19 protein-coding genes and 3 tRNA genes are annotated in these 20,648 nt (G+C 47.0%); 15 read left to right on the forward strand and 7 right to left on the reverse strand.

Annotated features, from left to right (window positions below; translation table 11 throughout):
• Window positions 1-90 precede the first annotated feature (90 nt).
• The 9 genes from E5358_RS05835 (at window position 91) to E5358_RS05870 (ending at window position 3,642) form a co-directional block, all read left to right on the forward strand.
• On the forward strand, window positions 91-300 hold the full coding sequence (locus E5358_RS05835) for a hypothetical protein (RefSeq protein WP_135939304.1): 210 nt from the start codon (window positions 91-93) through the stop codon (window positions 298-300).
• A 135-nt stretch (window positions 301-435) separates the two neighbouring features.
• The gene (locus E5358_RS05840; protein WP_135939305.1) at window positions 436-1,260 is read left to right on the forward strand and encodes an SPFH domain-containing protein; all 825 of its coding nucleotides are present in this window, start codon (window positions 436-438) and stop codon (window positions 1,258-1,260) included.
• Window positions 1,261-1,346: 86 nt separating this feature from the next.
• A complete protein-coding gene (locus E5358_RS15310) occupies window positions 1,347-1,538 on the forward strand; it encodes a hypothetical protein (protein ID WP_277821176.1) in 192 nt (63 codons plus the stop codon).
• A gap of 1 nt (window position 1,539) precedes the next feature.
• Window positions 1,540-1,749 carry a hypothetical protein gene (locus tag E5358_RS05845; protein WP_277821177.1) on the forward strand — a complete coding sequence of 70 codons (210 nt, stop codon included), beginning with the start codon at window positions 1,540-1,542 and terminating at the stop codon, window positions 1,747-1,749.
• Window positions 1,746-2,240 carry a class I SAM-dependent methyltransferase gene (locus tag E5358_RS05850; RefSeq protein WP_223301211.1) on the forward strand — a complete coding sequence of 165 codons (495 nt, stop codon included), beginning with the start codon at window positions 1,746-1,748 and terminating at the stop codon, window positions 2,238-2,240. The genes E5358_RS05845 and E5358_RS05850 overlap by 4 nt, the downstream gene beginning before the upstream one ends.
• 97 nt (window positions 2,241-2,337) lie before the next feature.
• Window positions 2,338-2,634 carry a hypothetical protein gene (locus E5358_RS05855; protein ID WP_277821178.1) on the forward strand — a complete coding sequence of 99 codons (297 nt, stop codon included), beginning with the start codon at window positions 2,338-2,340 and terminating at the stop codon, window positions 2,632-2,634.
• Between the two features lie 2 nt (window positions 2,635-2,636).
• Window positions 2,637-2,948, forward strand: coding sequence for a hypothetical protein (locus E5358_RS05860; RefSeq protein ID WP_135939307.1), 312 nt, complete (start codon window positions 2,637-2,639; stop codon window positions 2,946-2,948).
• Between the two features lie 73 nt (window positions 2,949-3,021).
• Window positions 3,022-3,095 (forward strand) — tRNA-Met (locus E5358_RS05865).
• Between the two features lie 274 nt (window positions 3,096-3,369).
• Complete coding sequence (locus E5358_RS05870; protein ID WP_135939308.1) at window positions 3,370-3,642, forward strand: hypothetical protein; 273 nt, start codon at window positions 3,370-3,372, stop codon at window positions 3,640-3,642.
• Between the two features lie 57 nt (window positions 3,643-3,699).
• Here the strand turns inward: E5358_RS05870 and E5358_RS05875 are convergent, their stop codons facing one another.
• Both E5358_RS05875 and E5358_RS05880 read right to left on the reverse strand, forming a co-directional pair.
• A complete protein-coding gene (locus E5358_RS05875) occupies window positions 3,700-4,977 on the reverse strand; it encodes a site-specific integrase (protein ID WP_135939309.1) in 1,278 nt (425 codons plus the stop codon).
• A gap of 254 nt (window positions 4,978-5,231) precedes the next feature.
• Window positions 5,232-5,304 (reverse strand) — tRNA-Phe (locus E5358_RS05880).
• A gap of 163 nt (window positions 5,305-5,467) precedes the next feature.
• On the opposite strand from E5358_RS05880, the gene E5358_RS05885 reads away from it, so the two are divergent.
• Together E5358_RS05885 and E5358_RS05890 are read left to right on the forward strand one after the other, a co-directional pair.
• Window positions 5,468-5,540, forward strand: a tRNA-Pro gene (locus E5358_RS05885).
• 235 nt (window positions 5,541-5,775) lie between these two features.
• On the forward strand, window positions 5,776-6,114 hold the full coding sequence (locus E5358_RS05890; protein WP_135939310.1) for a hypothetical protein: 339 nt from the start codon (window positions 5,776-5,778) through the stop codon (window positions 6,112-6,114).
• Window positions 6,115-6,210: 96 nt separating this feature from the next.
• On the opposite strand, the gene trpS is transcribed toward E5358_RS05890, so the two are convergent.
• The 5 genes from trpS to E5358_RS05915 all read right to left on the reverse strand — a co-directional run bounded on the left by trpS (window position 6,211) and on the right by E5358_RS05915 (window position 13,403).
• A complete protein-coding gene (gene trpS / locus E5358_RS05895; protein ID WP_135939311.1) occupies window positions 6,211-7,308 on the reverse strand; it encodes a tryptophan--tRNA ligase in 1,098 nt (365 codons plus the stop codon).
• Between the two features lie 105 nt (window positions 7,309-7,413).
• A complete protein-coding gene (locus E5358_RS05900; RefSeq protein WP_135939312.1) occupies window positions 7,414-7,707 on the reverse strand; it encodes a PG0541 family transporter-associated protein in 294 nt (97 codons plus the stop codon).
• A gap of 56 nt (window positions 7,708-7,763) precedes the next feature.
• On the reverse strand, window positions 7,764-10,943 hold the full coding sequence (locus tag E5358_RS05905; protein ID WP_135939313.1) for an efflux RND transporter permease subunit: 3,180 nt from the start codon (window positions 10,941-10,943) through the stop codon (window positions 7,764-7,766).
• Window positions 10,944-11,036: 93 nt separating this feature from the next.
• The gene (locus E5358_RS05910; protein WP_135939314.1) at window positions 11,037-12,047 is read right to left on the reverse strand and encodes an efflux RND transporter periplasmic adaptor subunit; all 1,011 of its coding nucleotides are present in this window, start codon (window positions 12,045-12,047) and stop codon (window positions 11,037-11,039) included.
• Window positions 12,048-12,092: 45 nt separating this feature from the next.
• The gene (locus tag E5358_RS05915; protein WP_277821179.1) at window positions 12,093-13,403 is read right to left on the reverse strand and encodes a TolC family protein; all 1,311 of its coding nucleotides are present in this window, start codon (window positions 13,401-13,403) and stop codon (window positions 12,093-12,095) included.
• A gap of 670 nt (window positions 13,404-14,073) precedes the next feature.
• On the opposite strand from E5358_RS05915, the gene E5358_RS05920 reads away from it, so the two are divergent.
• The 4 genes from E5358_RS05920 to E5358_RS05935 all read left to right on the forward strand — a co-directional run bounded on the left by E5358_RS05920 (window position 14,074) and on the right by E5358_RS05935 (window position 20,563).
• Window positions 14,074-15,585: an endonuclease I family protein gene (locus tag E5358_RS05920; protein ID WP_168354594.1), complete on the forward strand. Its 1,512-nt coding sequence runs from the start codon at window positions 14,074-14,076 to the stop codon at window positions 15,583-15,585.
• An 85-nt stretch (window positions 15,586-15,670) separates the two neighbouring features.
• Window positions 15,671-18,031 (forward strand): AraC family transcriptional regulator, encoded by a 2,361-nt coding sequence (locus tag E5358_RS05925; protein WP_168354595.1) that lies wholly within the window; start codon window positions 15,671-15,673, stop codon window positions 18,029-18,031.
• Between the two features lie 91 nt (window positions 18,032-18,122).
• Entirely contained in the window at window positions 18,123-18,665 is a 543-nt protein-coding gene (locus tag E5358_RS05930) for a dihydrofolate reductase family protein (protein ID WP_135939317.1), read from the forward strand.
• A gap of 302 nt (window positions 18,666-18,967) precedes the next feature.
• Entirely contained in the window at window positions 18,968-20,563 is a 1,596-nt protein-coding gene (locus E5358_RS05935; protein WP_135939318.1) for an ABC-F family ATP-binding cassette domain-containing protein, read from the forward strand.
• Window positions 20,564-20,648 lie beyond the last annotated feature (85 nt).

Genomic DNA, 20,648 nt, shown 5'->3' on the forward strand with positions numbered 1-20,648 from the left:
AAATAGAGCAGATGACAGTTCACCAGGCTTATGTTATGGGAGTCAATGACTCGTTCACATATCTTACAATCACTCTAAAAATTACAACTTATGACGAATTTCAAAGAAAGAAGAGAATCTATTTTGGAAGTTTTTAACAAAGCAAAAGAAGATTTGGAATGCCTCAATGGGGATATACAAAATCAGATTGAGGCAAATCAAGCTCAAATTATCGCATTGACCAATCAAAATGCGGAGTTGTCTGCATTGAAGGTAAGTAATGAATCGTCAATCAAGACATTTGCCAAATTTTTTAGGTAACATGGACACTTCCCGCTATGAAAGGAGACATGCCAGGTTTATAATCTGGTGCTTGATAATGTTCGAGTCATATCTGGGGTGCAAACACTTTGTAAGCAAGTATCAAATTCAATAACCATTTTAATTCAAAAAATTATGAAAAAGTTTTTGTATCTATTGATTGCGTTAATCGCATGTACAGTATTCTCCAGTTGTCACCGGGTGGCACCTGGAGCTGGCGAAGAATCCGTTCTTGTTCATAAGCCTTGGTTTTTCGGTCATGGCGGTGTTGACAAGGATGCAGTCACAACCGGAAGTACCTGGTGTTGGTGGAGTACCAGTTCGGAGACATTCAAGATTATTCCTGTGAAATACACGGAAAAATTGGATGATATAATTTCTAACGAGAATACTCCGCTGGACTTCAACACAATGATTACATTACAGATTCAGAAAGGTAAATCGCCATTGCTCCTTGAAAATTACGGTGTTGATTGGTACAACAATAACATTAAGGAAATATACAACAATCTTACCAGACATTATGTTTCTCAGTATTCGCCATTTGATTTAACAAGTAACAGAGAGGTTATAGCGCATATAGACTCATGTGTAAAGGCAGACATGATACAATACATCGCAAAGTTGTCTGAGAAGAAAGATTTTCCTGTTACCGTCATAAATGTTATTACAGGACGAGCGATACCCAATACCGCACAGTTAGCAGAAATGAACAATACCGCAGCCCAAATTCAGGCAAGACAGACCCAGGAACGCAGATATGAAATGGAGGTTGCACGAGAACGCGCAGAACGCCAGCGAGCGACATCAGACAAGGCATATCAGCGTGAAATGGGTTTAACAGCCGAACAATTCATCAACCTTAAAGCGTGGGACATAATCGCATCGAAAAAGGGCGCGAATATTGACGTTCTTTTTGATGGTGGAGCATCCAGTACAATGTGGAATATCAAAAGATAGCCTTATCCAAACAAGTTAAAAATACCCCCATAAAGCAGAACTTACGATATGCTTTATGGGGGTATTATTTATAAGTAATTTATTGAATGAGAAAACTATTTGCGATTTGGCGAATACTGTGGGCTGATAAATTCGCCCTCTTCACATTTGAGGATGCGCCAGATGATCCGGAATGGCAAACCGCCCCATATTTTAGATGGAGGTTATCTCACGATGATGAGTATTTTCTTCAATTGATAAAGGACGTATTGTTGAATATTGAAAAAGAACATAAATGATATGGATGCAGTGGAAAAATTCCAGGCTCTTGGTAAGGGCTTTGAAGACATGATGCGCAATGGTTGCAGTTGCAAGATCAAAATTATGAAGCCGGTCGGTTATTTGAGGCATGAACCAACCGACACTTCTATAACTGTCTATAAGCCTATATCACGTTTCAAGGCACTGATGCTTCGTTGGTGCTTCGGACTTAAATATGAAAAGTTATGAATATCACACAACCCATTTTAGATGCTTGCTGTGGCGGCAAGATGTTCTATTTTGACAAGCAGGATGATCGCGTGTTATTTCAAGATATACGTGATGTTGAGACAACCCTATGTGATGGACGTCAGTTTGAGGTGAAGCCTGATGTAAAAGCTGATTTTACTTCAATGCCATATTCTGATGAGAGCTTTTCGATGGTTGTCTTTGACCCACCACATCTGAAATATACAGGCAGCAAGAAAGAAAAATCAGGCTACCAAATGATTAAGTATGGCTGTCTTGAAGGAGATTGGAAAGATATGTTGTCCAAGGGCTTCAAAGAATGTTTCAGAGTTCTAAAACCCGGTGGTTTTCTAATTTTCAAATGGAATGAGACAGACATAAAAGTGTCTGAAATTCTTAAATTAACATCAGAAAAACCTATTTTTGGACATATATCCGGCAAACGCGCCAACACTCATTGGATTTGCTTTATGAAAGGAGGGAAGGTATGACACCGAAATTCACAACACCATGTTTCATACATAAAAACACCCCAGAGCTTCGCAAGAAATTGGAAGCCTGGGGTATCGGCTGAATAATGGCAAATGGATGGGCAAATATCTTGCAACATTCCGAATTAAGGCAACAAAAGAATGGCGGTATGTTGCATCACCAGAGTGGGATTTACAAAACAACCCTGACATAGGGTGCTCTATTGATTGTGGTACTAATGAAGAAAAATTTCTTGCTATTGCTGGATTGAGAAATGATACAGATAAATACCAATGGTTTATCTCACCTGAAGGCTGTTGGTGCTATAATAAGGGCTATGATGATATATCGGAAGTTTCCCTTAAATGGCGTAAAGCCACAATAGAAGAAGTTGTTGAACATTTCAAAGATTAAATATGAAAATTATTTACAATAACATCATCCCATTTAAGGGATTCCTGGCAATCAATTTCTTCGGTATTTTGTTTGTCAGAGGTACAGAGCGTGACATCAACGATATTGTGCTCAATCACGAAAGAATCCATACAGCCCAGATGAAAGAGCTTGGATATATCTTGTTCTACATAATATATCTGCTGGAGTGGATTGTGCGTCTCTTTAAGAAAGGGAACGCTTATCGAAACATTTCTTTTGAGCGTGAGGCATACAAGCATGAAAGAGATTTGAATTACCTCTCTACACGTCCCAAATGGGCTATGTGGCAGTAAATTCCACAATAAAAAGGGATAAAATAAACCTTTTATCGGTTTACATACTAATCTATAATGTAACCGATAATATCGCGGGGTGGTAGCAGTGGGTAGCTCGCCAGCCTCATAAGCTGGAGGTCGCAGGTTCGAGTCCTGCCCCCGTAACAATATGGGTGCGTAGTTTAATGAAGAACAGCAGGTGTTTCATCTGAAGGTGCTGGATCACTTCCGGCGGTGCCCCTCCCATTGAAAGCGCAAAGCAATTTGCTATTTTTTCTTTTTACATACGAAACACTTTTGCCTCTGTCATTTGTGAAAATCGCAGAGGATTTTGGAAGGTAAAGCAGCAAGGTGCTGCAACGGTCTTGAAAACCGATTGTCCTGTATAGGATTCTCTTCGATTGGGATGCCTTCCGCACAATGAATAAATTTATCTTATATGAAAAAGTATTTCAAATGGCTTACTGAAAGCAACCGTCCCAAACACATTCTTGTCGGCTTCTTTATTGGCTTAACTCTTGGTGTTGTTGCAGCTTTTACCGCCGCTTTTTCTGCTGAAATGAAAGACTGGCTTTGGAACGGCAAGCGTGGCGGTACTTTCGGTTGGATCAAAGGTAACGGTTTTGATTGGCTCGATTTCATCGCTACCATTATTGGTGGAATTACAGGAGCCTTGTTCCGTTATCTTGTTTTGGGTACGTCCATTTGTTGAAGTGAAGTGTAGAATTGAGTCCCGGTAGCAAAACAAGGCTACCGGGACTTTTTACATTTATGTCGCAGCTTTCATAAACGCCATCTGGAGTCTCTGCTGATTCGTGACGCTATCCCCGTTATAATAATGCTCTTGAATCATCTCTATGCTTGTGCCTGCCGCCATTGCAATATAGGAAATGGGCAAGCCGCTATCCAAGGCCACAGTGATTGCCGTATGGCGAAACACATAGGCATACAGGTCGTAGTCCATACCCAGCTCTTTTCCGACTGATTTAAGCCAGATATTGAGCTTTTCCCGAAACTTTTTGAATGTATAGTCTTTGGTCTGATATGTCTTTTCTTTTTCATCGTCCATGATTGGAAAGACATACCCATCTGTAGTTGTTCCTCTGTATTTGGAAATGATATTCCCCATTACCGGAGACACCGGAACTTCAACCAGTTGGTGTGTTTTCTTGCGTCTGGTTCTGATTGTGTTATTGCGAGTAAGTTCCGAGTATTTCAGTTTAATGACATCACATGGAGCGAAAAAGGAGTGGAACATGAATATGCAGAAATCGCGATACAGTTCAACTTCTTTACGGTTTTTGTATTGCGGAGTGAGTTTGGACAAATCCGCATTGATGAATCGTCTCAGTTGCTCTTGCGTTAATATATCGGGAGTTTTATTGTCAGCGCAGTTTCTTTTGGGATTATATTCCGCGAACTTGAAGTCCCCTATTTGGGCCAATGAGAACGGGACATCCTTATCCTTGCTGGCCTTGCCCAGTAAGTTCCTGAAAGATTTTGATGTTCCCTTGTACCCATCATATTTTGCGAATGTGTGGGCCAGTTGAACACAAGCCTTATAATCGAGCGACTGGAAAGTCAAGGATGAGAAACCCCTGATGATTTTGCGGCACTTGCTCAGCAGTTTGGAATAGGTCTCGAAATTGCAGCCCAACTTTGCCTTTTCCCGCAAGATGACCTCTTCCAGATATTTCTCAACAAAGTTGAAATCGGATGCCGGTACTGCATTTCCCACCGGTCTTTCAATGATTTCACATTTGACTTGCTTGATAGGCTGGAAGTATGACGCTACCTGCCTCGCCGTGAGTTCAGGATGCTCAAGCAGCAACTTTGTATAGGGGTTCTTGAACTCCTCCAGAATCTTGTTGTTCTCCGAGTATGAAACGGCGTTGGCTGAGAAACGCTCTTTGTCCGCGTTCCAATGCCTCGCTAAATTGGGACTGCCGGTCAAAAGGTGTTTGACCGATTTGTAGTATCTTTCTTTCCCCTCACTTATTCTCAGGACGAGGGAACTATCCTTTATTATGAATTTTAGCTTCACCATAACTCTTTGTTCTTGTTTTGCATTTAAGAATAGAAGAATGATGAACCAATAGTTGTAACCGGATGTAACTTTTCCAATGTACACCACAATGTACACCAACCGGGTCGTTCCCTTTTTTGAATTTTTCGTTCTAACAGGATTGATGTTAGTTGGATGTATGCCTAATCAGCGCGAAATCAATCACTTACAATCCACAAAACGACAAATTCAACATAACAGAAAAGGAAGTTGATTATCTCAACTTCCTTTTCGAGTGGTGCCAACGGGATTCGAACCAGTGACACACGGATTTTCAGTCCGATGCTCTACCAACTGAGCTATGGCACCTCGTCTTTCAGTGCTTAGGATTGTTATTTCCTAAAAGCGAGTGCAAAGGTACTGCTTTTTTCTGAACTGTGCAAGCTTTTTCGTGTTTTTTTTCAAAAAAGTGTATTTTTTCCTATTTTTATTGCATATTTCCAAAATAAGTTGTAATTTTGCAGATGCAATTCGGGATGTAGCGCAGTTGGTAGCGTACTGCGTTCGGGACGCAGGGGTCGCCAGTTCGAGTCTGGTCATCCCGACAAGCAAGAAGCCGGCATCGTTTCTTTCGATGCCGGTTCTTTCTTTTTCACACCCCACCCTTCACCACTGCCGCAACAAGGCGTGAAAGATGCTCAAACAAAGTGTTACCTTTCATCAGGTAAAGTGTCACAGTTGACCATGCAAAAGGTTACACTTCACATGGCAAAAGGTTACCTTTGATTTCGCCTTGCATTATGAGCCCATTTCATTATTATTACCAAACACATGTCTGACATGAAACATCTTTTCATTTTACCAAGAATTTCCTTACTTTCGTTTGCTATGCTACCCATAGCATACAACTATGATTTGTGGTGTGCTGTAATATGCGTGCTCATTTTTCTCCCATTGCTGATTCTTCTCATAGCTGCCATTATCAACTCACGCAAGACGGGAACCGGATTCCTTACAAACCTCTATGGTTACAGACTGAATTGGTTTGATGTCCTGATTAGATGCATTGGAACCTTCAATGGCTTGCTGATCGGTTCGACAAAGGTCACAATCTTTTGGACCATGCTAACAGCATTCACCCTCTTTGAGGTTATCACATCCAAGCCGAAACTCTCATAACGACTCGTAATCTTTTACCCTCCCTATACGCAATTACCGCCGACAGTTCTCCATAAAAGAGCTATCGGCGGTAATCATTTGTATGCCTGAAAGAATCTATTTGTTCTGTTCGTTAAAGCGTTTCTGCTGCTCTGCAACAAGTTCCTTGTCATCAAAGTAGTCGATACGCATGGCATGGCGCACCTCTGCAAGAGTCTTTGCACCCACCTTGCGTGCCTCCTCCGTTCCGCGACGCAGCACTTCGTAGACCTCAGCGATATTGCTTTCCAGTTCCTTGCGGCGTGTGCGGATAGGTTCAAGACGGTCATTGAGGACGTTGTAGAGGAATTTCTTGCATGTGCCGTCACCAAGACCGCCGCGGGTGTAATGAGCCTTCATCTCGTCAAGGTTCTTGTAATCAGGGAGGAAACGCTCGAAATCCTCGTCCCTGCAGAAAGCGTCAAGATATGTAAATACCGTGTTTCCCTCGATGTGTCCCGGGTCTTCGATGTTCAGGTGCTGTGGGTCGGTGAACATGGAGTTGACCTTTTTCTTCAGTTCCTTTGCAGTATCGGAAAGATATATGCAGTTGCCGAGTGACTTTGACATCTTTGCCTTGCCGTCCGTTCCCGGCAGACGCATGCACGCCTTGTTCTCAGGGAGCAGCACCTGGCATTCGTTCAGCACCTCGCCATAGATATGGTTGAAGCGGCGCACAATCTCGTTTGTCAATTCAATCATCGGCTTCTGGTCTTCTCCGACAGGAATTGTCGTGCCATGGAAGAGCGTGATGTCCGCTGCCTGTGAGATAGGATAGCAGAAGAATCCGGTAGGGATAGAGCCGCCTTCGAAGTTGCGCATCTCGATTTCCGTCTTCACTGTAGGGTTGCGCTGCACACGTGCCACGGAGACAAGGTTCATGTAGTAGAAAGCCAGCTCTGTCAGTTCAGGCACGGCAGACTGCACAAAGATGTTGCACTTTGACGGGTCAAGACCTGCTGAAAGATAGTCAAGAGCCACCTCTATGACGTTCTGGCGTATCTTCTCCGGATTGTCGGCATTGTCGGTGAGTGCCTGTGCGTCAGCAATCATGATGAAAATCTTGTCATATTCCCCTGAGTTCTGGAGTTCCACACGGCGGCGGAGAGAGCCTACATAATGGCCGATATGCAGTTTTCCGGTAGGACGGTCACCGGTAAGTATCACTTTTTCCATTGTCTTTATATTATTAATGTATATATGAAAAATGGTTATTCCGGTGCAAAGGTAACACTTTTTGCCGGAATAACCAAATATTTCAGTATTTCCATACAAAGGAAATCAGAGTGTCTGCTCTATGTTCCAGACGAATGCGCGCAGACCGAGGAGAGGATTATCCACATCAAGTTTGCGCAGACGCGCCAAGAGATGTTCCACACGGTCGTCATCGCAGATGGTGATAACAGCCTCGTTCATTGCCGGCCATGCGTGTGAACCGAGGTGCGGTTCGCCGGTCTTTGTGCCGCAGCCTCCCACCGTCGGGAAGAGCGTATAGCCACGGCAGAGTGATGATTTGAGAGCCTCAGCCACTCCTTCGTGGTGAGCCTGGTCGTATGTTATAAAGATACTTTTCATAATGTTCTTGTGTATTGTGGTGGGGCAGTTACGCCCCACCATTGTTGTTTTACAGACTATTTTGCCCTATTGAGTTGCTCTTCTTCCTTATGTTCTGCCCAGTAAGCGTCAAGTTCGCGCTCCTCACGCATCCGGCGGCGCTTGTTCTTGGTGCCGACACCGCCAAAGATACAGAACATCGCAGGGACATAAATCAGCGTAAGCACAGTGGAGACACAGAGGCCACCAATGATGCTGACACCCATCGGACGCCACATCTCAGCACCGACACCTTGTCCCACAGCCATAGGAACCATACCGAGGATAGTGGTGAGTGTGGTCATGAGGATAGGACGCAGACGGCTTCGTGCTGCGATTGTAGCGGAACGTATGAGCCCGTTGCCACGTTCACGCATGAGGTTGGTATAATCGATGAGTACAATACCGTTCTTCACCACAATACCGATAAGCATGATGCCACCGAGCATTGACATGACACTGAGCGTTGTCTGTGTTATCACAAGTGCAAGGATTATACCCGAGAGGGCGAAAGGCACTGAGAGCATGATGATGAACGGATAGGTCATTGACTCAAACTGTGCTGCCATGACGATGAACACAAGGATGATGATGAGGATGCCCAGTGTGCCAAGGTCGCGGTTGGAGTCCTGCTGGTCCTCGTAAGAGCCGGCAACCTGGACAGTAACGCCTGCCGGGAGGTCCATCTTCTTGTAGATAGACTGACCGAGTTCTACACCTTCCGACAAGGCATGGCCGTCGGCAAGCACCGCACTGACAGTGACATAACGCTGTCGGTCCTTACGCTCGATTGTAGGCGGGATGGCACTCTCCTCCACAGTAGCCACGTCGCAGATACGTATGTTCTGACCATAGCCGTTAGGAATAACCATGTTTTCCAAGTCATTGACAGAGATACGGGCAGAAGGCTCATAGCGAACCTTGATGTCATACTCCTCGCCGTCCTCACGGAAATAAGAGAGTCGCGAACCGCTTATAATGTTGCGCACGGCACTTGCTGCTGTCTGCATGCCGATGTTCTGCTGCGCCAGTTTCTCACGGTCGAAATTCACCACCACTTCCGGCTGATAGTCGGAGCGTGAGATGAATACCTGAGTCACAATGTTCTCCTTGCGGAGCTTGTCGGCAAGAGTGTGTGCGATATCACTTGTAGCATTCATGTCATAGCCATAAATCTCGAAAGTGGCTGTCGCCTGTCCACCCATGGAGCCTCCGCTGCTGCCACCAAGGTTCACTTGGTACTTCGCCAGCTCAGGAATAGCCTTCAAGTCTGCACGCATCTCGTCACAGATTGCTGCCAGACCCTTCTCACGCTCATTGGACGGAACCATCATTATGTTGAACGAAATGATATGTGAACCGTTGTCGGAAAGTGATGCCCATGTGTTGTCATCACCTGCCTGACCTACAGTAAAGTTACATGACTGCAAGTCATCGCCGTAGCGCTGCTGCCATTTCTTCACAAGATTCTTTGCAAGTTCCTCGGAAATCTCCACACGTGTGCCTACAGGCAACTGCAGAGTGATACCCACACGACCGGAGTCGTTGGCAGGGAAGAACTCCGACTGTATGCCGAAGATTCCGGCAAGGGCTATCGTTCCGGCAAACAAGGCGAAGCATCCTGCGAGGACAGTCTTGCGGTGGCGCACCGACCAGTTAATCTTTTTCTCGTACCAATCGTCAAGCCCATCAAGGCTCTTGCTTACAGGCGAGTAGAGCTTTTTGAACAGAGGGCTCTGCTTTTTCTTCAGCTTAAGCATCAGTGAACACAGCATCGGCGTGAACGAGAGTGCCGAAAGAGTGGATATGGTCATGATGATACACATCATCCAACCCAACTGTTTGAAGAGCACACCTGCCATACCGGTCACCATGGTAAGAGGGAAGAACACGGCAATCATGGTCAACGTGGAAGCCACAACGGAGATAGCCACCTCCTGAGTGCCATGTATGGCAGCCTGTTTTGGTGAGGAGCCGCGCTCGATGTGTGTCGTAACGTTCTCCAAAACCACAATGGCATCGTCCACAACGTTACCGATGGCAATGGAAAGACATGAGAGAGAAATCATGTTCAATGAGCCGCCGGTGGCATACAGGTAGATGAACGATGCGATGAGCGACATCGGGATTGTGATGACAATAATCATTGTAGCACGCCAGCGTCCAAGGAAAACGAACACAACCAATGCCACGAAGAGCATGGCGTAGGCGATTGTTTCCTCAAGAGAGCCTATGGTGTTGAGGATATTGTCCGAAGTATTGACGATGACTCCCAACTTAACGTCGGAAGGAAGATTGTTCTGCAACTCCGGAAGTTTCTTCATCACAGCATCGGCAATGGCAACGGAGTTCGCACCAGACTGCTTCTGCACGACAATCATGGCACCCTGCGTGCCGTTGGTGAACGTGCGCTGTGCACGTTCCTCCACATTATCGACTATTCGTGCGACATCCTTCAGATAGACATTCGCACCGTTTTTGGTGCCGACAATGACATTCTCCATCTGCTTAGGGTCACTGAACTCACCTTCCACACGGACGGTGAACGTCTGGGTGCCTATATCGACAGTACCCGTTGTGACATTATGGTTCTCGGCATTGACAGCCTGACTCACCTGCAATGGCGACAGTCCGTAAGCCTCCATCTTGCGAGGGTCCATGTAGATGTTTATCTCTCGCTTTGGAGCACCTGAGATACTCACCGTGCCGACACCGTCGATACGCGCCAAAGGGTTGGCGACGACATCATCGAGTATCTTGTACAATGCCTTCTGCGACTCATTCGCCTCCACCGAAAGGAGGAGTATAGGAATCATGTCCGTGGAGAACTTAAACAGGACAGGCGACTGGGCTTCGTCAGGAAGGGAGTTGCTTATCATGTCAAGTTTGTCTCGCACATCATTCGTCAAGTCGTCAATGTCATAGCCATACTCAAACTGCAGGGTGATGACGGAGACTCCTTCACGTGAATTACTCGTGATATGCTTCAAGTGCTCGACAGAGTTCAGAGTGTTCTCCAGCGGGCGTGTCACGTTGTTCTCTATGTCATTGGCTGACGCACCGTTATAGTACGTCATGACCATGATTGTGTTGGTATCGATGTCCGGATAAAGGTCGATAGGGAGCTTTATCAGGGAGAATATACCGAAAATGATGACGGCGCAGAAACACAGGCTCGTCATAATCGGTCGTTTGACCGCGCCTTCGTATAGTGTCATGTTGGTTTTGTTGTATTAAAAATTGGTTATATCATGTTGCATCATGCCGTATCATGATGCAACATAATATAACATGAAGAACCGCCCTCCCATTTATTTCACGACTTTCACTTTCTTTCCGTTGGCAAGGCGTGACTGTCCTGCAACGACAACCTGCTGGCCGTCCTTCACACCGGAGAAGATTTCGTAAGTCTTGCCTATATGCTTTCCAAGTTCCACCTTATTATATGTTACTGTCTGCTTTGCCGCATCATAGACATAAACATAGCGGTCGCCGGCACCAATCTGCTTGACAAGAGCCTCATCAGGTATGAGGACATGCTCCTGGCTGCCGAAATTCACTGTCGCACGGGCAAACATTCCGGGACGGACTTTCTGATTTTGGTTGCTGATTGTGATTTCCACAGGGAAAGTGTGTGTCGCTTCATCAATGCTTGGGTGGATGATTGAAACATGTCCCACGAACTTCTCGCCCGGATAAGCATCAAGCTCTATGTCGATAGCCTGACCTTTCTTGATGTCCTTATAATGGATTTCAGAGATGTTTGTCACGATTTTCACCACACTTGTCTCTTCGATTGTGAGAATAGGAGTGCCGTTGTACATATCGCCATTGTCATAGTTGCGTGCCGTAACGACACCGCTGATAGGAGCATAGAGCTGTGTGTTACGAGACATCTGTGCATACTGGGTCTGCAGGACGTCAAGCTGCATCTTGGCATTGTCGTACTCTGTCTTGCTTGCTCCACCTACATTGTAAAGCTGTTCGGTACGGCTGAACTCCAGTTTCTGGTTGTCTATCTGCAGTTTCAGCTGTCGCAGGCTTGACGCATCAAGCTGCACAACCACCTGTCCCTTCTTCACTCTGTCGCCGACATCCACGAGAACCTTCTCTATGCGGTAAGCGACATTAGGTGAGATGTTGTTCTTCACGTCACTCTCCACTACCGCCGTATAAGTCTCCGTCTGTGGCAAGACATCACTATGGACAGTCGCCAGCTTCACCTCCGGCAACTCTTCGGCAACTGTTTCTGCCTCTTTGTTCTTGTTTCCGCAACTTGCCATTGCAAGCATTGCAGCAGCTATAATAAAATATTTCTTCATCCTATATAATGGTTCTGGTTTTGTTTTCTTGCAATTGTTGATGTTTTATTCACGCCCAAGCGTATAGTCCAGGTCAGCCTTGTTGGACAGATAGTCGTAAATGCTCTGATTGTATGTCAGTTCCGCCTGCACAAGAGCCGTCTCGCTCTGGTTCAGTTCGAGGATTGTGCCACGACCTACATCATAGCGTTTGCCGGCAATGTTCACAGCCTTGTCAGCCTGTTTCACCGCCTCACGGTCAGACTCCAGTTTGGCAATGGTCTTGAGCATATTCTGCCTGTAGCTCTGTGCTGCCATGGAAAGCTGTCGTTCCGTATCACGGCGCGTGTCGGCGAGCTGCTCAAGTTGCACACGGTTGGACTGCAACTTTGTCCAGTTGCTTGCCTTGAAGATAGGAATGCTTGCTGAAAGCACAAACGTGGAACTTGGAGAGTACTTGTATCCGAACACGTTCCAGTCAGTGTTGGAATAGGAAGAGTACTGTCCTGACAACGATGCAGCCACCGTAGGCATGAAATTCGTGCGGAGAATCTTGCGTGAACGCTCAAGAAGCCCCTTGTTCAAGTCCAACTGTCTCAGTGCGGAATTGTTCTGAACCTCCTCCATTCCGCCTTCTGCATTGGCAAGGGTAAGCGAGGGTTCATAGGCACGGAGCGAGTCTTGGATGTCCACATCAATATCAGTGTTGATGCCCATCAGCACCTTCAGCTGCAGGATGGCAAGGTTCATACCGGTCTCCGCACTCACAACACTGGAGTGCATGGCACGCATCTGCACCTCGGCAGAGATTTTGTCATACTCGCTGACACGCCCTGCCCGGAACTTTTTGTCCACGACATCAAAGTTCTCCTTTGACGTGTTGTAGCTGCGCTGCATCACTTCATAACTATCCTTTGAAAGAAGGGCGGAATAATACGCTTTGGTCACCTGGTTGACAAGGCTGAGACGGGACGCGCGCGCCTTCTCTTGAGCAAGCAGGATGTCCTGCTTCGCCAGCTTCATGTTCTGGTAGACAGCCGGCGCGAACACAGGGACAGCAAGCGTAGCCGTACCTGTCGCGGTGGTCGTGCCGTCCATTCCCATTTTGAACTCACCCATTTGGGTCTTTATCGCAGCAACGGTGATACTGTGGTTAAGGGCAAGGTCGGCAGTCACCGTAGGCAGCAGGGACTGCCAAGCCTCCTTGTCGGCAATCTTCTTCAGCTCAATATCCTTGTCCGCAACCCTGATCGTAGGGTTCTCGGCAATGGCTATCTCTATCGCCTTCTGAAGGTTAATGCCAATCGTAGCCTCCCGGGCAGACACGGCAACCGCACATGCCGGGAGGAGCATGAAAAACAAAAGGAATTTCTTCATAAAAATATTGATATTCATTATAATTACAAAACTCAGCGCAAAATTACAGTTTTCTTTTCATTTATTCATATTACACCTATATATATTAGCAATAATTAACCAAACCGGAACAGAACAGTTATCAGACTTGCCGCTTTCTGTATTTTAACATAATTCCATGGACGAACCAAATCACAAGATGAAATACCGAAAAATATGCCCTGTCTTTACGTTTTCCTCCAACATCCTGACTGTCAAGTGATTACAAAAAAGCTCTGTTCTTCCACACGCTTTTAAGCCGTAAAAGTGCCATTCCACAGTGCAAAAGGTAACAATTCACACAACAAAAGTAACGGTTGACAGTGTGAATAGTAACGGTTTGCATCACCAATCGTAACTATTCGGAGTGATTTTTGCCAAAAACAAGGTCAAAAAACAATGGAAACCGCATTTTCTGTCGTCATTTTCTCGTCTTCAAAAGAAAATCATCCGAAAAACCATGAATGTTGTTTGTCAAAATTATTCTTACCGCTTAACAACCCTGAAAAGTCGTTAAACAAATGCCTGCCGTGCTTGTCCTGACCGCACATTGCCTTATATGCCACCAAGCACGAAAGAAAAATAACGAATGTTTTTGTTTTTTCACAATAAAGCAGTAACTTTGCCAAAACAAACAAAAAACAGACACACTATGAAGAAACTTTTTACATCCATAACCGTACTGGCACTTGCCATTGCGAGCGTCACGCCTGCTTACAGTCTTGACCGTAAAGGACTGGCAGAATATGCAAAGAGCCTGAAAGGTCTGAAAAAGGCGGAACTAAAGGCGCAGATTCACAAAATCAGCCAAGTGAAGAATGTCGTTGACTACGGCAGTGGCAGCGAAAAAACATGGGGAGCGTTCTACACTACCGACCGCATAGCGTCAAACAATCAGTGCATTGACCGCTATACAGCAAAAGAATACTATTTCGGAAGTAAAGGATCAGCCATCAATGGCATGAATATAGAACACTCCATGCCTAATTCATGGTGGGGACATACTAACAACAATGCTTACAAAGACCTTAACCACCTTTATCCTTCCGACTCAAAAGCAAACTCTGACAAGGGAAACTACCCTATGGGAGTCGTGACAAGCCCTAAAGACCCTAATGCTTTTGAGAAGATAGGAAAAGGAGATGCAGGCACATATAAAAATATCAATATATGGGAGCCTAACGACAAATGGAAAGGAGATTTCTGCCGCACCTATTTTTATATGGTGACAACCTACTATGATTTGCCATGGACAAGTGAGGGAACAAAACTGATTCACAATAATAATCCATGGCCTACATTGCAGGAATGGGCGTACAAACTCTACCTCGAATGGACACGCAAGGACAAGGTTTCACAGACTGAGGTTGACCGCAACGCTGCTGTCTATGCCATTCAGAAGAACAGAAACTTGTACATCGACTTCCCTACCCTCGCGGAATATGTCTGGGGTGACAGCATTGACGTGGCTTTCGACCCATACACAGCCATCACAACATGCTCCGATGATGACCGCTACGCTGACTATCTGCCGGGAGAAGGCGGAGAGCCTACCGACCCGACTGACCCTGATGAGCCGGGACCTGACGAGCCTGTGATTGAGGGAACAGTAGTCTTTGAGGAGGATTTCAGCTGCATAACAGGAGGTGATTTTACGAACACAGGGACTCAATGGTCTGGTTGTGACAAGATGACTGCCACAAACGGCTGGGAAGCCGGTGGAGTTGTGAAGTTAGGTTCAGGCTCAAAAGCCGGTTCTATCACAACAAAAGCCGGAGCAATCAAGTTCCCGGGCGGAAAACTTTGCGTCACTTTCGACATCAAGGGTTGGAAAACCGTTGAAGGAAAGATAAAAGTCTCCATGACAGGAAGCGAGACTCAGACAAAGGAATACACGGCAACGACAAGCGATGATTTCGAGACTCTGACGCTCACATTCGATGATGTCTCTGCCAATCCGCAGCTGAAAATCGAGACAACGGCCAAGCGTGCCTTCATCGACAACATCAAAGTGTTCGTGCCGAAAACAACAGCAATCGATGCTCCTGAGACATCTGCCGGCACAACCAACGATTACTACAACATCAACGGACAGAAACTGACCGCAGCACCTGCCCTTCCGGGCATATACATCCATAACGGACGGAAGATCGTAATCAGATAATTTTCTTGCAGAATCCTGTATGACGCGGCTTTGGACAAGAGTCCGTCATACAGGATTTTTCCATGTCCCAACCTCAAAAAACGCCATGCCTCTCATCCTTATCCTGCTCCTCTCACTGCTCCCCTGCCCTGCCTTTGGCGCGCAGGAGGACTTTTCCACCACCGATAACCTTGACGACATCTCGGACATCTCCCACCAGCATGTCACCCAAATCATGCAGGACAGACGGGGATTCCTGTGGCTCTCGTCATGGAACGGTCTTTATCGCTTTGACGGCTACAACTTTGTATCGTTCAAAGCGAAGCCCGGCGACGGCAACGAGATGAGCAGCGACAGGTTCCGCAATATCGTGCCTGACTACGATGTGACACCGGAGACAGCCATCGGTAACATCTATTGCCTTGTCGACTATGATGTGTTCCTGTTCGATGTGCGCACATCGTCTTTCACTCCCGTGACAGGCAGCATAGAGAAAAAGGCGCGGAAGGTGTTTGCAAAGAATGGAAGCCGATGCGAAGATTTCACGGACAACAGGGGCATCCATTGGCAGATGACACCGGAAGGCTTTCTGCGCAAGACACCGCACACACGGAGATGGAGCCGCATCGAGGGCATCAGCCCTTCCGTTGTACGCATGCAGTACCGTGACCGCAAAGGAAATCTGTGGATAGGTACAAAGGACGGCAGACTGACGGTGCTTGATTCCGCTCTGCAGCTCCAAGGATACATCGGCAAAGACGGCAGGCTTCGGACGGCATCCACCGAGTTTATGCCGGTCTACAGTCTGCTGGAGGACAGTCGCGGCATGTTGTGGATTGGCACAAAGCCTCACGGTCTGTTCCTCAAGCAAGGGGACAACATGCTGAAAGTCACCGGCATAAACTCCACACAAATCTATGATTTGAAGGAAGACAAGAGAGGAAGGATATGGGTAGCGACACATGTCGGCGGAATAAATGTTGTCACACCTGCCAAAGGAAAAGGCACAAAACCGCTGTCACTGACAGCAAAAGCCGTCAAAGCCACAGAGGGTTTGCGCGTCAGAAGGTTGCTGATCCTTGACGACGGCACCATGCTTGCCACAACGACAAAAGGGCTTCTTGTGGCGGACAACATCTACAAACCGGCAGAAAAGATACAATGGCGCATGCACACTCGTGAGGCAAAACACAAGGAAAGCCTGTCCGACAACGCCACAATGAATGTCATAAGGGACTACAAGGGGCGCATATTCGTCACCACGGAAAGCGGCGGGCTTAACCAGCTGCTTACAACAGACCTTCATGCCGACAGGTTTTCGTTCAGGCATCATAACACCGACAACGGTCTTGCCTCGGACGTCACCATGGCGTGCGTGCCGCTTTCCGGCAACAAACTCATCATACAGTGCAACAACACTGTGTCAATCCTTGACACGGAAACGTCCCACATTGAGAACTATGGCAGGGCTTTCTGGGGAGAGAACCTGCAGTTCTCGGACGCAGAGCCTGTAATCATCGGAAAAGACCGCCTCCTTCTGTCACTGCAAACGGGTGCTTTGACTGTTCCTGTACGCGAAATGTTCGCAAAAGGATTCACTCCACGCATCGCACTGACACAGCTTCACGTGGCTGATATGCCGGCAGACTACAGCATAGAGTACAGTGACACCATACGCATACCGCGTCACAACCGTGATTTCGCACTGCATTTCGCTGCCATTGATTATACCGGCAACCGCTACATCCGTTATGCCACACGGCTTGACAACGACAGCACATGGAGCCATCCGACGGCAGCCAACAGCATTGACATAAGGGACATTGATGCCGGAACGCATACTCTTCTGATACGTTCCACAAACGCTCTCGGACAATGGACTGACAATGTGCGCAAGGTGACGATACTTGTAGAACCGACATTCTTCGAGACATGGTACGGCAGACTGCTCATTCTCCTGGTCATCGTGGCAGGCATCGCCATGCTCACCTATGCCATTGTGTATGTCCGCAACCTTGAAAAGCGGCGCAAGGAGACATTGGAAGCCTACCTTCGGTTGCTTGACCACAAGAATGAAGCGGAGGACAGCGCGCCAAGACATGAGGAAAAGGCGCAGGCACCAATAGTAATCGCACCACGACTGTCGGAAGAGGACGAGGCGTTCATGCAGAAAATGACGGACTTCATAGAAAAGAACATCGCCAACAGCGACATCACAATCAATGACATTGCTGCCGCTACAGCTGTCAGCCGCTCAGGGCTTAACAGGAAGATGAAGCAGCTACTTGGTGTCACTCCTGCCGATTTCCTCAAAGAAGCACGCATGAAACGCGCGCTGAAGATGCTCAAAGAGACCTCCGCCTCTGTCTCGGAAATAGCCTATTCATGCGGATTCTCCGACCCGAAATATTTTGCGAAGTGCATAAAAGCCTCAACAGGCAAGACTCCGAGTGAACTGCGAAGTTGAGGAACAGTAAGGCAACTCATCGTGAAACGCCATACATCCGTACTGTAAGAAAAGGACATGGCGGATTGAACAGTAAAAGAAAACGTAGAAAATGAAGAACGTTGTGTTATATATCGCTATGAGTATTGACGGTTATATTGCTGACCGCCAAGGCTCTGTCGATTGGATAAAAGGGCAGGACGACAAGGCGGAAACGCCTGACACATGGACTCCGTTTTTTGAAAACATTGACACTGTCATCATGGGGCGCAAGACCTACCAACAGATTGTGACGGAACTCTCGCCCGGGGCATGGGTATACGACGGGGCTGTGACCTATGTGCTCACTCACGATGCGACAATGCCCGACACCGAAACGGTAAGGTTCAGGGACACAGACCCATGCCTGCTTGTGGAGCAACTGCGGAAAGGAACAGGAAAAGACATCTGGATTTGTGGCGGTGCGGAGACCGTTGCTGGCTTGATTGATAGGGACATGATTGATGTCTACCATATCGCCATCATCCCGGTACTGCTCGGCAGTGGGATAAAACAGTTTGGAAAGACGGACAGCAGACTGCATCTGACATTGCGCAGGACATTGAGTTACAACGGCATCGTGGAACTTGTCTACGAGAGAAAGCATCAAAAATGACAGAAAGGGCTTGCCTGCAGAAAGTCAGGACATTGCCATTGCAAGCCTTGTCTGTCAGGTGCGCAACATGAAAAATCCGCGCCATAATTATTTTTTCCCGGCAAAATAGCGGTATTATCAGATAAAAGTATTACCTTTGCATTCGGTTTGCATTATCTTTGCAATCAGATTTATTTGTAATCATGTAAAAAGAAAGACTGTACATAGTAATAATATGGTCAAGGCGAGAGGTTGTTTCGCCTGATGTATAGTCGCGTATTTGTACCACAATTGTTTTATTTTTTTATGATTACAAATAGAATATGAGCTTACAGGTTCAGAATATTTCCTATATACATCCTGACAAGGAGGTATTGTTTCATGATATAAGTTTCTCCGTCGCAGACGGGGAAAAATGTGCCATTGTGGGAAACAATGGCGTGGGAAAATCCACTCTTCTGAAAATAATCACAGGCATTCTGCCACCGTCGTCGGGACAGGTTATCAGCGAAACGCCGTATATTGTACCGCAGCATTTCGGGCAATTTGACGGCATGACGGTAGCCAAGGCTTTGGGAATAGCAGAGAAACTGAAGGCTCTTGCCAACATCCTCGACGGTCAGGGCACAGAGGAGGACTTTGCGGTGCTGGACGATGACTGGGGCATCAATGAATCCTTGGCAGAGGCTTTCTGGCGGTGGGGCATCGGGCATGTCACTCCAGACATGCCGATGAGCGAGCTCAGCGGAGGCGAGAAGACAAAGGTGTTCTTGGCAGGCATGGACATCCATCATCCTGCCGTGACCCTTATGGACGAACCTACCAATCATCTTGACGCCGAGGGCAGGGCTTTGCTGTATGAACACATCAGGCGGACAAACGGCACAGTTGTCATTGTCAGCCATGACAGGACGCTGCTGAATATTATGCCGGCTATCTATGAGATGTCGCAACATGGGATGCAGTACTATCCGATGCCCTACGATGAGTACAAGGAGGTGACGGACAGTCTGAAGGCTGCCAGGCTCACCCGTCTGCAAAGTCAGCAGAAAGAGCTGGCAAAAGCGGAGAAGGCGGCACGGAAAACCATGGAACGGCAGCAGAAGCATGCTTCACGAGGAGAGAAACAGAGCGCAAAGAAAGGGCTTGCACGCATTGCCATGGGAAACTTGCGCGACAAGTCGGAGGCTTCCACCTCACGCTTGAACAAGGTGCAGGAGGAGAAACTGCAGGCTATGAGCCAAGAGGTGAAAGACATCAGGGCGTCCATTCCCGAACAGATTGCCATGCGGCTCACTATCGGCGATTCTTCCAAGCCGGGCAGCAAACGTTTGCTGAAGGCGTCGGATGTAACCTTTGCGTATGACGGCAGGGCGGTTTTGTGGCAGCATGCGCCATTGAACCTGTCAGTGTACAGTGGTGAACGCATCCGCCTGCAAGGTTGTAACGGCAGCGGAAAAAGCACTTTGCTGAGACTCATGACAGGCGAATTGCAGCCTACGGGCGGCGAGATGCTGAGGGCGGAGGTGTTGAAAATAGTTTATATCGACCAGGAATATTCATGTATAGATAACAAACAGACAGTCTATGGTCAGTTGGAAAGCTGTGCCACCAAGCGTCCTGAGCATGAGCTGAAGATGCTTTTGAGCCGTTTCCTATTTGATGCCACGACATGGGAGAAGAGGTGCGGAAACCTCAGTGGTGGGGAGAAGATGAAACTGGCGTTATGCTGCCTGCTTGCCGGGGACAATGCGCCCGACATGATTATTGCCGACGAACCGACCAACAACATAGACATCGCAAGCATGGAGATACTTGCTGCAACATTGCGAAACTACCGTGGAACATTGGTCGTGGTAAGCCATGATGAGGAGTTCGTGAGGGATGTCGGCATAGAGCGCGAGATAAACATCGGATAATAGGTAATATTCGCAAATAAAAATGTGCCACTTTGCTTTTGTACAAAGTGGCACATTTTGGAGTTATCGAGCATCATGCTCTATA

This window comes from Palleniella muris (assembly GCF_004792655.1).
GTDB classification, from domain to species: Bacteria; Bacteroidota; Bacteroidia; order Bacteroidales; family Bacteroidaceae; genus Prevotella; species Prevotella muris_A.